Source organism: Psychrobacter sp. CoH-33_TS_01 (assembly GCF_058189395.1).
In genome coordinates this window covers 85,182-100,154 of record NZ_JBVGQI010000005.1, presented here as the reverse complement: position 1 = coordinate 100,154, position 14,973 = coordinate 85,182, and the positions used below count along the sequence as shown (strand labels likewise).

Sequence of the window (14,973 nt, the reverse complement as noted above, 5' to 3'; positions counted from 1 at the left end):
TAAGCCTCTTTAGCGTCTACTTTAGTATCTAGTGAATGGCGGATTAGCAAACGGATTAATAAAAAAATAGATTAATTAAAAATTAGGACACCACTATGCTAGAAGTGAAACAAATCAATCAATTTTACGGTGGCAGTCACATCCTGCGCGACGTCACCTTGCAGGCCCCCGTGGGCGAATGCTCGGTCGTACTGGGCCGCAATGGCGTAGGCAAAACCACTCTGCTCAAATGTTTAATGGGTATCTTACCCATCAAGTCCGGTCAAATACTGCTCGATGGTGATGACATTACCAAGTTATCGCCTGAGCAACGCGTTCATCGTGGCCTCGCCTATGTCCCCCAAGGTCGTGATATCTTTTCAACCTTGACGGTAGAAGAGAATATCCTTATCGGGATGGCAAAATTCTCAGGCAGCAAAGCCCGTTACATGCCGACGCATCTGTATGAGATTTTTCCAGTATTAGAAGCGATGAAACATCGCCGAGGCGGTGACTTATCCGGCGGTCAGCAGCAGCAGCTCGCTATTGCTCGGGCATTGGCCTCAGAGCCGCGAGTACTAATATTGGATGAGCCCACTGAAGGCATTCAGCCGTCTATTATCAAAGATATCGGTAAGGTCATTGAGCAGTTGGTCAGCACGGGTGAGATGTCTATTGTCCTAGTCGAGCAATTTTACGATTTTGCTGAAGAGCTGGCAGACAACTATACCGTGATGTCACGGGGTAAAGTTATTGCTCAAGGACCCGGCCATGAGATGGCGGACAAAGGCATTCAGGATTTGGTGGCGATTTAGAGGATTTTAGACAAAAATAAACCCTGCTAATCTTTCAGACTTAGCAGGGGGGAGAATACAATTACAACATTATTATTATAGTTATCACGGATTTTTTTATCGTTATTATAAATAGTGGCTAATCTTCCTTTGGCTACTTCCCTTTTATTATTCTAATTATATGAAGCTAGATTAGTCACAGCACAGCATTTCTCACAGCTGGCTTAGTTATTCATTAACAAAGGCAATCTTCGTTAACTGCGCTTGACTGGCTAGAGCCAATACCTGCGCAATGGTATCGTAGCGGCTATCCTTATCGGCACGCAGTTGAATCGTTGGTTGGTTGGCTTCATTACTCTGAGCCGCAAAACGAGTCTCCAATTCTTCTAACGTAATCGCTTTATCATCCCAATAGACACCCGCGTCTTTATCTATACTGACTTGGATAGTTTTAGGGGGCAACTCGTTCACTGCCGCACTGGTCTTCGGTAAGTCTAGCGGCACTGATGGGTTTAATACCGTCGCCGTTACCATAAATATAATCATTAATACCAACATGATATCGATCAAGGGAATGAGGTTCATCTCATTCATATCCTGCATATCATCATCGCCCAAGTGAAACGCCATCTGCCCCTCCTAAACCTACTCTCGTAAAAAACCTTATTGTGACTCTACCAACTAACTCTAATCTATTACGAGCTCGTCGAGGCCGATAAAGGTCTTTTGTTAGTTGACACAGACTCTTGCTGTTTTTCATAAACAGGTTTGGTCGGTTGCACACTAGCCGATACGGTAGCGTCTTGATGATTGTTAGCAGGCGAATAGTTTAGCGTCTGACCGAGCAAGCCATGCGCAGTATCATGAGCGACATAGAGCGTCTTGCGATTAAGGCGCATAGCAATGTTATAGAAAATAACGGCAGGGATAGCGACGGCCAGACCCAAACCGGTCATAATAAGCGCCTCACCAACGGGGCCGGCCACTTGTCCTAGACCGGCTTGACCCGTCTCACCGATATTATGCAGCGCATGAAAGATACCCCAAACGGTACCAAACAAACCAATAAATGGTGCGATAGCAGCAGTGGTACCTAGGATAGGCAAGCCCTTCTCGCCTTGATAGCGATAGCGTCCAATATGCTGCATCAAGGACTGCTCAGTCTGCGTTTTGCGTTGCTCAAAGCTGCCCACTGACGGGTCTTGATTGGCGCGTTGCGTAGTAATCACTTGGGTCAAATCGGCTGAGACATTTTTGGCCAGCTTATGGCTATGAATTATGCGAATTATGCCAGTTATCCATGAGGCAATCGACAGTGCTAGTAAGGCAAAAAATAGCGTTTTGGTTACGATGTCGGTATATTGCCAGTAAGCTGCAAAGTCCATGAGGTATCCTAGAGGTCATTCAAATAGATTGGAATAGATTAAAACTATAGAAAATTTCGATGTGCAGATGATAATATAAATGATAACTATTATCAATAAATAGTTTTGTTAATTGGCTATTTGCTACATAAACACTCGCCCACCTTCCGTATCATAAGCTTGAATATCGGTCTCATAAACTAGGCTTAATTGCTCATTTGTCATTACCTTATGAGGGGCACCTTGCGCCACAATCTGCCCTCGGTTCATCAAAATTACCTCTTCGCTATAGCGATAGCTGTGGGTCAAATCGTGTAATACCACTACGATACTCTTCTGCTGTTCACGCACTAGCTGCTGCAAATACCCCAATAAAAAACGCTGATGGCGAATGTCTAAATGGTTGGTCGGCTCATCAAACATCAAGATTTCAGTGTCTTGCATGAGCGCTCGTACGATAGCAAGGCGCTGCTTCTCCCCTCCCGATAAGGTCTGCACGCGACTGCCTGTTAATGGGGTTAATTCAAAATCGTCGAGTAAGGCCGCTGCTTTTTTTGCATGGGTGGGCGAAGGCTGTTTATACCAAGAGAGCATCGGTGACACGCCTAACAAAGCGTACTCCAAAACGGTTAAAGGCAGCTCAAAACGCTCATGTTGCCCCACCCAAGCAATTTTACCTTGGCGAATTAATTGCTCTGAAGGCGTCTTTAGAGCAGGGCTAGTGGCGGTGGTCATAGTGGCGGTTATCTTGCCGCTAACGGTCAAGCCCACGCCAATATTTTGATTTAACATGGCGTGCAGTAGCGTACTCTTACCGGCCCCATTTGGGCCGATAAAAGTGACTAGCCGTTGCTTAGGAATGGTGAGATGCGCGACCTCTACCAAAGTCTTATGGGCAGTCGCAATACATACTTGGTCTAAGGTAAATAAAGTAGGGTCCTGCTTAACAGGATTAGGGAAGGTAGCCAAATCTTGGTTAGGTCGGTCGGTTAGTAGAGTCATAGGGGTCGTTAACACAACGCTTAAAGGTGAAAAGGGAGGTAGCAAGCGGTAAAAGTAGGCTCAGCAAATTGGATTAGTTAATATATAGCCTTGATCAACCTAGGATTGACTCAGCTTACATCTTGCCGCGAATAAACAACCAAATGAAGAAAGGTCCACCGATTAAGGCCAGTACGATACCTACAGGCACATCTACGGGATAGGCTATATGACGGGCCATACCATCAATCACCAATAGGAAAATAGCGCCAAGCCAGCCTGACCAAATCATCAGCCGCATACGACCGCCACCAAAGATAATGGCCAGTAGGTTGGGAATCATCATCCCGATAAAGCCAATAACCCCCGCCAAAGAGACGGCTGCTCCTGTTAATAACGCCGAAGCCACGACGACCAAAGTCCGCACTAAGCCCACGCGGATACCTAGCGACATAGCCGTGGTCTCACCGAGCATCAGCCCATCGAGTTGCCGACCCAAAGGCAGCAAAATAATGAGACCGGCTAGCATAGAAATCACCGCATAACGCAGCGGTACAAAGCCGGCCTCTGCCATACTGCCTGATAGCCAGTTGGTCGCACTACGCAGCACCATATCGTTTGACATAAATAGAATCAAACTGACGATAGCCGCACAAAAAGCGCTAATGACGAAGCCTAATATCAGCAAACCCATCTGCCCACCGCCTAAAAAGCGATGCACCGCCAAGATAAACAAACACACGATGACGCTACCGGAAAAGGCCGCTAAGGGCACACCAATACCAGAGATACCAAAGGCCAATACTAAGACCACTCCTAGCGCTGCCCCACCTGATGTGCCAATTAGACTCGGATCTGCTAGTGGGTTTTCAAATAAAGCTTGCAGCGCAGCCCCGCTTACCGACAGCCCCATTCCCACTAATAAGGCGGTGGCAATACGAGGATAACGCAACTGCCAGATGGTCTCGTCTAAGCCCATCGGACTGCTCCACTCGCCAAAACCAACCCCTAAGGCCAACCAAATTAAAACAAGAGAGGCCACAATCGCCACTAGGTATTTGCCCAGCCGTCCGTAATAGCGAGACGCTTTTGCCGTGTCGGTAACTGGCGAGGATTTAGTCGATAAGGTTGGGGATAAAGACATAGCGGTTATTGCACCAAACCATTTAATTTTTTCAGTACTTGCGGCGAGTTAAGACCAAAGCGTAAAAACTCGTCTGCTGGCCAAAAATATACTTGACCTTTTTTGCCGGCAGGGCTCACGGCTACTTCAGGACGCTGGCGAAATTTCGCTAAGCTACCGATTACCGGTTTATTGTGATCAGCAATGATGATGACGTCAGGCTTTGCGGCTAGCCAGCCTTCTCGCGATAGTGGCTTTAGCCCAGAGACATTGGCTGCATTGATACCACCTGCACGGCGAATCAGCTCATCACCCACCGTCCCTTTGCCCGCGACAATACGACCGTCGTAGCTCAGTAAATAGCGCTTACCCGTATTTTTCATCGGTGCCATACCTTGCTGCCAACGGCTGGCCAACTGATTGGCTTTGCTCGTCTGGCCGACATAGCTGCCCACCGTCTTAATACTCTTGGTAAAAGTCGCGGCATCTTCGGTAGGGGCAACATTGACCGCTTTGACCTTCAGGCTATTTAAGCGCTGATAAATGCTCGCCGGCTGTACCATATGGCTGCCCAATACTAAATCCGGTTTGACGGACAGCACGGACTCGGCAGTAATGTTACGGTGCATGCCCACTTCTGGGACGTTTTTTAGGGCAGGATTGCTATTAAAAGCATCTTTACCCACGACTTTATTGGCCGCGCCCACAGCGACGATAATATCAGCGACATCCGGACTCATGGCCACAATACGGTCATAAGAAGCTTGCGCAGATAAGCTGGTCGCACCGAGTAAAACAGCCAGTGCCCCTGCTTGATATAAGGGTTTGATAGCGAGTAAGGTCATTATAGTTAAGCTCCTTGTAGCTCAATGACGTTAAGAGAATCAGGCCAGATTGGGTTACGCAGCAGTATTGGTTACTGCCAACTGCGCCATTAATTCATCCGTCAGCAGCTGCCATTCTGGCAACTCTGGCTGGCCCTCTAAACGCTCGCCAAATATAGTAATGATACTCGTACCAAATTGATCAAAGCCTTCAATACAGGTCACCATACCGTCTTTGGTCGGACGCTTAACGCACCAAACTTGCGCCAACGCGCTGTCCTTTAGATGCAAGGTAAAGTCCGTGTTGTCTTTATCTAAAATATTGAGCCACTCGCCCATCCGCACTAATTTAAAGACTTGTCCGGTCTGAATCTGCACCATGCCGGTATTGCCCACGAATATCATGATGGGACAACCGCTCTCTTTCGCTTTCTCTAAAATGTGCTCTACCGCACTGACTTGCAACTTACAGGCCATGCCCTCTGGCGCTTGACGGAAACTACTGGCGCGATCGATATCTAGTTTTGCTAATAGAGAATGAAACTGATGGACGTCAGTGATGTTTTTCCAAGTGGTTTGTAGCGTGGTTAAGTCCGCAGTATCTAAGGCTTTATATTCCCAAACCGTTTTCTCTTCTAAGGGGGACAGATCGATACTGTCGCTCGCAGCTTCGCTATTTAGATAGTCTTGTTTATGCTGCTCTATCACAGCTTGCCACGCCTCTAATCGCTCATCTGTCACTTCGCGCAGGTAAACCTTATTAATCGCATTGCCCATACCATCATAAAACTGAATGCTGTAGCTGGGTTTTTCCGGATTGCTGGTATCGTTCACGGCCAGCGCATGCTGCCAACGTCCCATAAAGATACGCAAATCTAACCCGCCCACGTTGACGGCGATACCCATCTTGTCACTCAGTCTTAAGTTTTTATATTCACCAAGCTTTTCATGCACCGCAAACTCATTTCTAACGATACTCTCTAAGCGACCAAACTCAGTCATCTGCTTTAGCAGCGCTTTACACTGCGTGCCAATATAATCGCTAAACGGTGATGCCAACATTAGCTCAAGCTCACTGACGCCTAGCGCCTGCGCCCCTTCTGTTGGAAACAACATACGGTCTTGGGCTTTTTTACTTTGGTATTGCTCCCAAAGAGTGCTGTTTTTAGTCGTTAAAGCAATCGCGGTCATAAATTTTTCCTTAAATGGGGATGGTCGTTAAATTGGCTAATGGGAATTGGCTAGTGGGCCTGCCTCATCAAAAATTGATTTATTGATGCTTGGCTTCATAGTTTTTGGGTAATCAGTTTTTGGTTAATCTATTTTGGGCTTCATAGTTTTTGGCTAATCAGCAACTCGCTTTACCGTTAAGCACTAACAGATGTTGGAGAGACTGCCTCGCAGTAGTCCTTATTAGCGCATACGAAAAATGCGTCACCTGGCGCCACGCTCTATTATGACGAACCCGTTATAATTTGTAAATGATAATTGTTCTAATTAATCTATTGATAATCATTATCACCTGTAATAATATAGCCACTTACTTTGTGCAGCAAAGTAGCAACTCATTATCCCAAGTGTAACTTCTTATTCCTATTAGCTTTCTAAAGTGTTAGCTAACGCTTCAGTGGACTATCGTTACTTAAAGATTTATAGCTCGGCTATTCCTTTTGCTCTGTATTTAGGTCCCATTTTATAATGCGTAAATATCCGTTAAGTCATCTCGTCCAAGCTGTACAAGAGGCGCAATCAGTACGCCTTGAACGCGTTATTTTTGTCCGTTCACCTATTACCATGGTCAGCATTTGTATGGCTACGATGGGCCTCAGCCTTAGCAGTGCCTATGCTCATGAGCCAATCAACGAGCCGACTTTTGCTTACACTACAATACTAGCTAATGACGCGGCTGCTAATAGTGCGAGTAATAATAATGCGACTAATAATACAGTTGCGCCACAAACTACCAATCCGAATACCCGTGCTGCTCATACCACCTTTGATCCTATTGTGGTCACCGCGACCCGCTCTAATCGAGTCTTGAGCGATGCGCCTGTTCCGGTACAAGTCCTTAGTCAGGCAGACCTTAAAGAAAATCATGCCCACACTTTAAAGCAGGCGCTAGCCCTACTCCCGAACGTCTACTTACGCGAGATTCATGGTAAGACCGGCTATGAAGTCTTAATGCAAGGCTTCTCGGGCGACCAGGTGCTCGTCCTTATCGATGGTTTGCCCATCACCGCCAGTACCGGCTCTACGGTCAATTTAAATCAATACTTGAATGTCGACGTCGAGCAGATTGAAGTGATACAGGGGGCGGCTTCGGCACAATATGGCAGCTCAGCGATGGGTGGGGTTATCAACGTAATTACCAAACCTATTGCCGATAGTAAAGCTCACCTCACCGCTGAAGTTGGCAGCAATGGCCGGCAAAATCCGTCTGATAAGGCGCTAGACGCCAATCGCCGCTTTGTTGAAGGCAGTTTTGAGGGCGCTTTAGACCGTGATGGCCACGTGCGCGCCCGCCTTTCAGGCAGCTATTTGGATGATGCCGGCCTAAGCCTAGATCACACAGCTTGGCCACGCTTAAAAGACGCCAGTGAGCAAGCGCAAGTGAGTGCTAGAGTTACTTATAACGCCAATGTTAATAGCGCTAATCAGAACGGTACTAGCGCCAATAAACCCAATCAGTTATTGAGTGACACCCAGCTCTGGGCTGAGGCGAGTCATTACACTGAAAATGACACGCAACGCTTTAATTACTACGTGGCACCGCGCTACTTACCACAACAAAAAGACGAGCAAATTACCAAACAGCGCTTTAGTGCAGGCGCTCGCACCACCATTGCCCCTAGCAAGAATCCCGACCATGTCTATCAACTGAGCGCTTCTGCCCTGTATGAAGACTACCAAAGCGAGTCGGATACTTTTTCTCAAGATTTGGTGACCAGCAGTCGCGATGCCGATATTACCACTGCGCTAGTGGGTGCCCAGCTCGATTTGCCAATATGGCTGTCCTCCAACCCAGAGACGCTGCAAAGCCATCAGGTTCAAGTGGGTGGTCAGTGGCAGCAAGACACGCTTAGTCAGACTAAAAGTGGAGTCAGCGAACTCATTAGCAGCGAGGTCAGTCGCGATGTCGCTGAAGTTTATCTGCAGGACGATTGGCTCATTGGCGATAACTGGGAAGTATTGAGCGGCGTGCGTTATCAAGACGACACCGACTTTGGGGGCCACGCAGCGCCTAAAGTTTCAATCAAATATAACCATAACGATGCTCAGGGTCGCCCTCATATCCTACGCGGCAGTATCGGCAATGGCTACCGCGTGCCCAACCTAAAAGAGCGCTATTACGTCTTTGACCATAGCAACTTGGGCTATAAAGTTATGGGCAACCCGGATCTACAACCAGAGACTTCTACCAGTTATCAGCTGGGCTATAGCGGCCAAATCTCAGAGCAGTTAAGCCTCACTGTCAACGGCTTTTATAACGATATCGAAGACTTGATCCAAACCGATGAAGACAATGCGAGTTATGAGGGCAATATTGCTATCTATAAGTATGAAAACGTCGATAACGCACAGACTTACGGGGGCGATATCGCTCTAGACTGGCGCGCCACAGATACTGCGACCCTCAAAGCAGGCTATACCTATACCAAAACGCATAATGACAGTACCGGCGGCGAGTTGACGCGGCGACCACAACACCAAGCTCAACTGGCCTTAGACTATCAATTGACTCCAAAGATTCAGCTTATCGAACAACTGAATTACGAAGGTAAACAGCTGATTAGCACGACAGATAACGCCTACTCCCCCTCTTGGTGGACTCTCGATAGCAAAGTGAATTACCAACTCAATAACCAACTTGGCATTTATGCCGGGGTGAATAATATCTTTGATGTGCAGCGCGAGCCTAGCGAAGGGACAGATTTTCGACCTTTAGACAATCGTGAGTGGCTTATAGGCGCCAATTATCAGTGGTAATGGCGGCTTCTAGCTAAGCTAGAAAGTTAAACCTTTATCAGTAAGCCGATGGTTTTATTCCCTGTCGCTACTTTGCTAAGTGTCGATGGTAAACAGAATAACAATGCAATGCCCTTTAATAAGTACAGTTTATTTTAATACCCGCAATACCCGCAGTGTCCTTGAATACATGCAGAGCGGCCTATTTGACCTCACTGCTTTAATTTTACCTAGCTTAGTTTTATGTAGTTCAGTTTTACCCAAAATTACGTTTATTCCTATTTGGCTTTTATAAGGAGCTCATTATGACTTTATCCTCTGCTATAACCCCTACTTTTACGCCACAGCGCTTAGCTATAGCCTTCTCTGTTAGCGTTCTGTCTTTGGCTCTAGCTGGCTGTGGTAGTGACAGTGATGGTGGCAGTAGCTCAAACGGTGGTGGTGTCACCCCGCCGCCTGCGACTATGACTTTTAGTCAATCGGCTACTTGGGCGATAGACAGCACGCAGCCTGGTGCCAACTGTTATGATTTTGATGTGCAAAAAGAGGTAAGCTGTGAGGGCACCACTTGGGATATTAAGTTTGATAACCAGTCCCGCTCAGTGCAGCTTTGGTCTAATAGTGGCACCAGTGGACAGGGCAAGGGCGGCGTCTTTGGTCTGCTCGATTGGTCGAACTTGAGCCAATATACCAATGCCACCACCGACCCTGAGACCAAACGCGATATCAGCTCGCACTACTTAGCAGACAGCAGCGCCGGTGTCTTTAGTGAAAAGCCTTGGTACGAGTATAATTTACAAGAAAAACATCAGCTTTACCCTAATAACCGCGTCTATCTTGTCACTACTGATAACAGCGATGTCAGCACCGAAAGCCAAGTGAATAAACCGGTCTATGCCTTACAAGTTATTAATTATTATAATGACTCAGGGACAGCAGGCTATCCAACTCTACGCTGGATCGATACCGCCCTACCTACGCAAGTCAAAACACAAACCTTTGATGCTTCATCGTATGAGCAGTGGATCTATATCAATCTAGCTACGGGCAAGACCACCACGAAAGACGGCGATTGGCAGGTGGGTATCAACCGTATGAACATGGTCTTAAATGGCGGCGACTCAGGCAGCGCGAAAGTCGGTGGTTATGTCGCTAAGACTCCTGCGGGCTACTACAATGAGAAAGGCGAGCCGATCACCAGTCAATTCATCAAAGACAACGCCGCAGCTACGCTAGCGGACTTAACCGATGTCAGCAGTTATGCTATCTCAAAAGATGGCGTGCCTTGGGTTAAAGATATCTACGGCTCAGACCTCAACCCTGGCTACACAGGCAACTACCCTACGCTAGACTACGGTTGGTACACTTATGACGGCATGACGCACAAGCTCTCTGCAAAACCTGAGGCTAGCGCTAAAGGGGCCTTAATCCGCTCGGCAGAAGGCAACAGCTATGCACGGATACGCTTAGATGAAATCGTCTATGCCAACCCTAATGTGCCTGCAGCGACTCAATGGGTTTATAAACTAGACATCCAGCCTGCTCCTGCAAAATAGGCTTAAGCTACTAAATAGTACGCTTGCTTCAAAACGAAACGTTAATAAGAAAAAGCCCTTAGCAAATTTTGTTAAGGGCTTTTTTTAAGGCTGATTTTAAGACAAAAGCGTTATTTAATAGTCTTCGCCAAGCTCTTTAGCGACTGTAAAGTTTGCTGATAGTCGCTATCATCGATGGCGGCTGAACTTAAGCGGCCGTAACGCAAGCGGCGATAGTCATGTTTGACGGTCTCTAAAGCTGCTTTACTCTGCTCATTCTCCACCTGTTGCTGTACCCGCTCAAGCCAGCCAAGCAGACCTTCTTCCTCGCTATAAACTAAGGCGGCATCGCGGCGACTTAGGCGCTTAGATAGCTGCACGAGCGGTAAATCCACCGGATGCCAACGGCGGCGACGACGCCACCAAAATAGTAGTCCGATAATGGCCAATAGACTAACACCGAGCGCAGCCATCCAAACGATTTGCTGCACAATGGAGGTAATATTTAGCCATTTAAATAAGCCCTTAGCTTGCTTATCTTGGTCATAGCCGACGACGTCTTTTTGCCAATAATAGCTGGCTTGGTCGGACAAGCGGCGTAGCGACTGCAACATACGAAACTGCTGATAGCTCATCTGAGCCGAAGCCCCCGAGCCAAATAATGCTGCACCTTGATTCTGTGTTAGGGCATCCATGCCCTGCTCGACCCGTTCTGGAGCGACAAAAGCTGTAGGATCTACTCGCACCCAACCTTGTCCTGCTAGCCAGACCTCACTCCAAGCATGCGCATCCAATTGACGCACTTCCCAAACCTCACCATTGCGTGCCAGCTCCCCACCTTGATAACCAGCGACTACTCGCGCAGGAATGCCTGCAGCCCGCATCAAAAAGGTAAAGCTAGAGGAATAATGCTCACAAAAACCCGCTTTGGTCTCAAACAGAAAGCTGTCAATCCGGTCTTTAGGCAATGGCGGTGGCGATAAGGTATAGCGAAACTCGGTCTGGCTGATCCAAGTTTGGATTGCGGCAATATAGCGCTGCGGATCATTGCCGGATTGCGCAAATAACTGCTGAGCTAGGGCTCGAGTTTGCTCGTTGCCCTTACGTGGCAAAGTTAAATTGACCTGACGCTCTTGCGGGCTTAGCTCAGTATCTATGCGCATAGACGGTAGACGCAGGACCTCATAGCGCAACTGTTGGGTGACGGGCTGACGACGCAATAAGGTAAATTGCGGCGTGATACCAATATCAGCGGCTTGGGTTAACGGATAATCGAGTCCGTATAACCAGCTCTGCTGCGTAGGCTCTAGGATGATGCGATAAGGGGCGACTTGTTGTCTTTGTGCTTCCGGTACAGTGGCTATAGCCTTCTGTAACCAACTAGGTAGACCACGCTCAGGCCAGATAGCTTGCGCATTAGCGTTGCGAGTCCATGTCACCCCATCAAAATCACTAAAGACTAAACCACGCCAGTACATCTCGCTTTGCGGCGGCGGCGCGCCTGGGAATTCAACGCGAAAAGCCAGCTCAGTAGACTGGCTTAGATTCGCAAAATCTCCAGGAGACATGCTATCAGACACCCCAGTTGTCGCTTTTTGCCCAGACAACTGTACCGACCATAAAGGCGGCAATCGTGGGAAGAATAAAAACAGGACGATTAGTAGCGGAATAGCCGCCCCGCCTAGCAGACCGAGTGTGCGCAGCCTACCCTCACCGCTATCATTGCCCGTATCATTCATAGCGATAAAGGCAAATAAGACCACTAATGCCCCGAGCGCCACAATGAGCGTAGTCCCCAGTCCCTGATCCATTAGAAATAGAGATGCTAATACAAATAACGATAAGTTTAAAACTACAAAGGCATCGCGGCGCTGATAGAGCTCCCAGAGTTTACTGATTAGACATAGCACTAAAAAAGCCACGCCCACATCCAACCCAAAGGCCATCTGATAGGTCAGCCACAGTCCGGCTATCCCTGCCAAAAACCCTACCATTTGTACGCCTTGGTACAGTCTTTTTAAGGATTTAAGAGATTTAAAGCGGGCTTTCACGCTAGGCAGCTGTGCACCAATAGTCACTAGCGCAAAGCCAATAAGCCAGCCCGGTAAATGGGTTAGGTGCGGTAAAATGACGAATAGCTGCGCCAGCAATATCCAATGATAAGCGGGCAAACCTACGAGTTTTTTAAAGCGGCTAGTGGGCGATTCTATGGCGTAGACATCGTGTAGCGTTTGTTGCCCCGTAGCTAGCGCCACAAAGCTAGTAGCCGCATGAGCACCCGTATTATTTACATTAGCCGTAATTTCGCTACGCGAAGCTGCTGCTTTTTTAGAGAAAAATACAGGTTTATTCATCTAGGGCACCTGCGCTATGCGCAGCAATGAGGCTTGGATAAAGGCATGACCTTGGCCTATATCCCCCCGATTGTCATTGGGCAATACCAGTTGCCAAGCATTATCGGTCGCGGCCGTATTTTGTAGCGCAAATACCAATTGCGCCAGTTTTTGCTCGTGTTGGGCCGCGGGCATATCCGCGTAATCCAAGCGCATTTCATGACCAACAGAATCTGCAAAATGCTTACTGAGCATACCCTGACCTCGAGCTACGTGTGCCCAGGATACTCGGGCCAACGACTCGCCTTCTATATAGTCATCAAGCTGCTCAAAGTCATCTTGACCTTGGGTCGTATAGTAGCTTTGCGCACTCTCTGTATCGCTGGCACTGACATAGCTGTCCTGCCAGTCAAAAGCTAGTGGTGCAGGATAAAACCAAGCTGGCGTCGCAAAATAGACGTAGGACCAAGCGCGCATTATTCCTAGTGGATAGACGGTACTAATAATCAAACGCGGTAGAATCAGTTTACCGCGCTGCTCGCTCGTAATGGGCAGTCTAATAATCTGCTCGCCGGCAATTTTAGCGACTCTAACTTTAGTCTCGGTTGTATGCCATTTCACCTGACCCTTATCATCAAAGCGAAAGCTCAGCTGCCGGCGCGGCTTACCACTATTACTAATAATTTTAATAGTTGCCCAAGCTGGTTGACCCACTTCCGCCATCGTCACCTCGAGCAACTCTACTTTTAGACCCATCACATGGGCAAAGGTGAGATGAAAGCTGATGACCCAAACACTGGCCAGATAAAAGCACAGCCCCAACACTAAGTTATTGGCGTAATTAATCCCAGCGATAAAAGTGATGAGCATGAGCAAGGCGAACAGGGCGCCTTCTCGGCTAAAGAAAATATAGACATTGCGTAGCGTTAGTTGCGCCCTATCCGCTCTCGGGGCGCGCTTGGCAAACCAGCGCTCTAGTCTAGCAGGTTGAGCAGCCTTGGTCTGCTTAGCGGATGCCATAGCCTTAAGCCATCACGGGCACATCGGCCAAAATACGCTGGGCGATGCTGGGCTGATAGGCACCATTAGTATGATTAAAAGGCACGAAACGCTGCCCTAAGCGGTGGTCCGCTACCGCAGCAAAGACGGCTTGGATATCCTCTGGGGTCACTTCATCGTGGCCACTGACGAAGGCATGGGCTTGGGCGGCACGCTGTAGCGACAGCACACCACGCGGTGACAACCCATGATAATCTTGACTGCTGCGCGACTTAGCGACTAGGCGCTGCAAATAATCTAGTACCACATCCGCCACAAAGATTTTACGGACGCTAGCTTGTGCCGCGTTTAATTCTGCGGTCGTCATAATCGCCTTTAGATGAGCCAAGAGACCGCGGCGGTCTTCCCCTTTTAATAAAGCACGCTCAGCCGCAGCAGAAGGATAGCCTAGCGATAAGCACATTAAAAAACGATCCAGTTGCGACTCTGGCAAGGGATAAACCCCCGCTTGTTGCGCTGGGTTTTGGGTAGCAATGACTAAAAACGGGGCCGGTAGAGCATAAGTTTGGCTATTTTGCGTGACTTGACGCTCTTCCATGGCCTCAAGCAAGGCACTCTGGGTCTTTGGGCTAGAACGGTTAATCTCATCGGCCAATAAGAACTGAGTAAAGATGGGGCCTTTGCGAAACTCAAAGGCTTGTGTCGCTTGATTATAAATACTCATCCCAAGAATATCCGCTGGCAGCATATCATTGGTAAACTGCACGCGGTTAAAATCTAACCCGAGCGAATTAGCCAGAGCGTGCGCTAGCGTGGTCTTGCCCATCCCCGGCAAGTCTTGCAGCAATAGATGCCCATCCGCGAGCACACAAACTAAAGCCAGTTTTACCACTTGCGGCTTATCAAGCACGATGTGATTAAGCTGGGCTAGCAATTGTGTCAGCTTACTTCTCAGGGCTGCAGAGCTATTTATGGCTATAGCAGTGTTGGAAGATAACGCTGCCCCATCGGCAGCTACAGACATGGGCGGGATTGGAGAAACAGAGCGATGCTGAGACAGTGACATAATAGCTTC

At 48.1% G+C, this 14,973-nt stretch carries 12 protein-coding genes; 3 read left to right on the top strand and 9 right to left on the bottom strand.

The window, feature by feature from the left end; all coding sequences use genetic code 11:
* Positions 1-95 precede the first annotated feature (95 nt).
* Positions 96-794: an urea ABC transporter ATP-binding subunit UrtE gene (urtE, locus tag ACZ2XM_RS09820; RefSeq protein WP_490588624.1), complete on the top strand. Its 699-nt coding sequence runs from the start codon at positions 96-98 to the stop codon at positions 792-794.
* Between the two features lie 207 nt (positions 795-1,001).
* Here the strand turns inward: urtE and ACZ2XM_RS09815 are convergent, their stop codons facing one another.
* The 6 genes from ACZ2XM_RS09815 to ACZ2XM_RS09790 form a co-directional block, all read right to left on the bottom strand.
* The gene (locus ACZ2XM_RS09815) at positions 1,002-1,403 is read right to left on the bottom strand and encodes an ExbD/TolR family protein (protein ID WP_490588623.1); all 402 of its coding nucleotides are present in this window, start codon (positions 1,401-1,403) and stop codon (positions 1,002-1,004) included.
* A gap of 65 nt (positions 1,404-1,468) precedes the next feature.
* Positions 1,469-2,158 (bottom strand): MotA/TolQ/ExbB proton channel family protein, encoded by a 690-nt coding sequence (locus ACZ2XM_RS09810; RefSeq protein ID WP_490588622.1) that lies wholly within the window; start codon positions 2,156-2,158, stop codon positions 1,469-1,471.
* A 123-nt stretch (positions 2,159-2,281) separates the two neighbouring features.
* Positions 2,282-3,139, bottom strand: a complete 858-nt coding sequence (locus ACZ2XM_RS09805) for an ABC transporter ATP-binding protein (protein ID WP_490588621.1) — start codon at positions 3,137-3,139, stop codon at positions 2,282-2,284.
* Positions 3,140-3,254: 115 nt separating this feature from the next.
* The gene (locus tag ACZ2XM_RS09800) at positions 3,255-4,262 is read right to left on the bottom strand and encodes a FecCD family ABC transporter permease (protein ID WP_490588620.1); all 1,008 of its coding nucleotides are present in this window, start codon (positions 4,260-4,262) and stop codon (positions 3,255-3,257) included.
* 5 nt (positions 4,263-4,267) lie between these two features.
* Positions 4,268-5,086: a heme/hemin ABC transporter substrate-binding protein gene (locus ACZ2XM_RS09795; protein WP_490588619.1), complete on the bottom strand. Its 819-nt coding sequence runs from the start codon at positions 5,084-5,086 to the stop codon at positions 4,268-4,270.
* A gap of 54 nt (positions 5,087-5,140) precedes the next feature.
* Positions 5,141-6,256, bottom strand: a complete 1,116-nt coding sequence (locus ACZ2XM_RS09790) for a ChuX/HutX family heme-like substrate-binding protein (RefSeq protein WP_490588618.1) — start codon at positions 6,254-6,256, stop codon at positions 5,141-5,143.
* A gap of 507 nt (positions 6,257-6,763) precedes the next feature.
* Between ACZ2XM_RS09790 and ACZ2XM_RS09785 the strand changes: the two genes are divergently transcribed.
* Positions 6,764-9,052, top strand: coding sequence for a TonB-dependent receptor plug domain-containing protein (locus ACZ2XM_RS09785; protein WP_490588617.1), 2,289 nt, complete (start codon positions 6,764-6,766; stop codon positions 9,050-9,052).
* 284 nt (positions 9,053-9,336) lie between these two features.
* Entirely contained in the window at positions 9,337-10,587 is a 1,251-nt protein-coding gene (locus tag ACZ2XM_RS09780; protein WP_490588616.1) for an HmuY family protein, read from the top strand.
* Between the two features lie 110 nt (positions 10,588-10,697).
* Here ACZ2XM_RS09780 and ACZ2XM_RS09775 read toward each other — a convergent pair whose 3' ends face one another.
* Genes ACZ2XM_RS09775 through ACZ2XM_RS09765 form a run of 3 tightly spaced genes read right to left on the bottom strand, consistent with a single transcriptional unit; the run spans position 10,698 to position 14,964 of the window.
* On the bottom strand, positions 10,698-12,920 hold the full coding sequence (locus tag ACZ2XM_RS09775; RefSeq protein ID WP_490588615.1) for a transglutaminase TgpA family protein: 2,223 nt from the start codon (positions 12,918-12,920) through the stop codon (positions 10,698-10,700).
* Positions 12,921-13,919 carry a hypothetical protein gene (locus tag ACZ2XM_RS09770; protein WP_490588614.1) on the bottom strand — a complete coding sequence of 333 codons (999 nt, stop codon included), beginning with the start codon at positions 13,917-13,919 and terminating at the stop codon, positions 12,921-12,923.
* A 4-nt stretch (positions 13,920-13,923) separates the two neighbouring features.
* On the bottom strand, positions 13,924-14,964 hold the full coding sequence (locus tag ACZ2XM_RS09765; RefSeq protein WP_490588613.1) for an AAA family ATPase: 1,041 nt from the start codon (positions 14,962-14,964) through the stop codon (positions 13,924-13,926).
* Between the last annotated feature and the right edge of the window lie 9 nt (positions 14,965-14,973).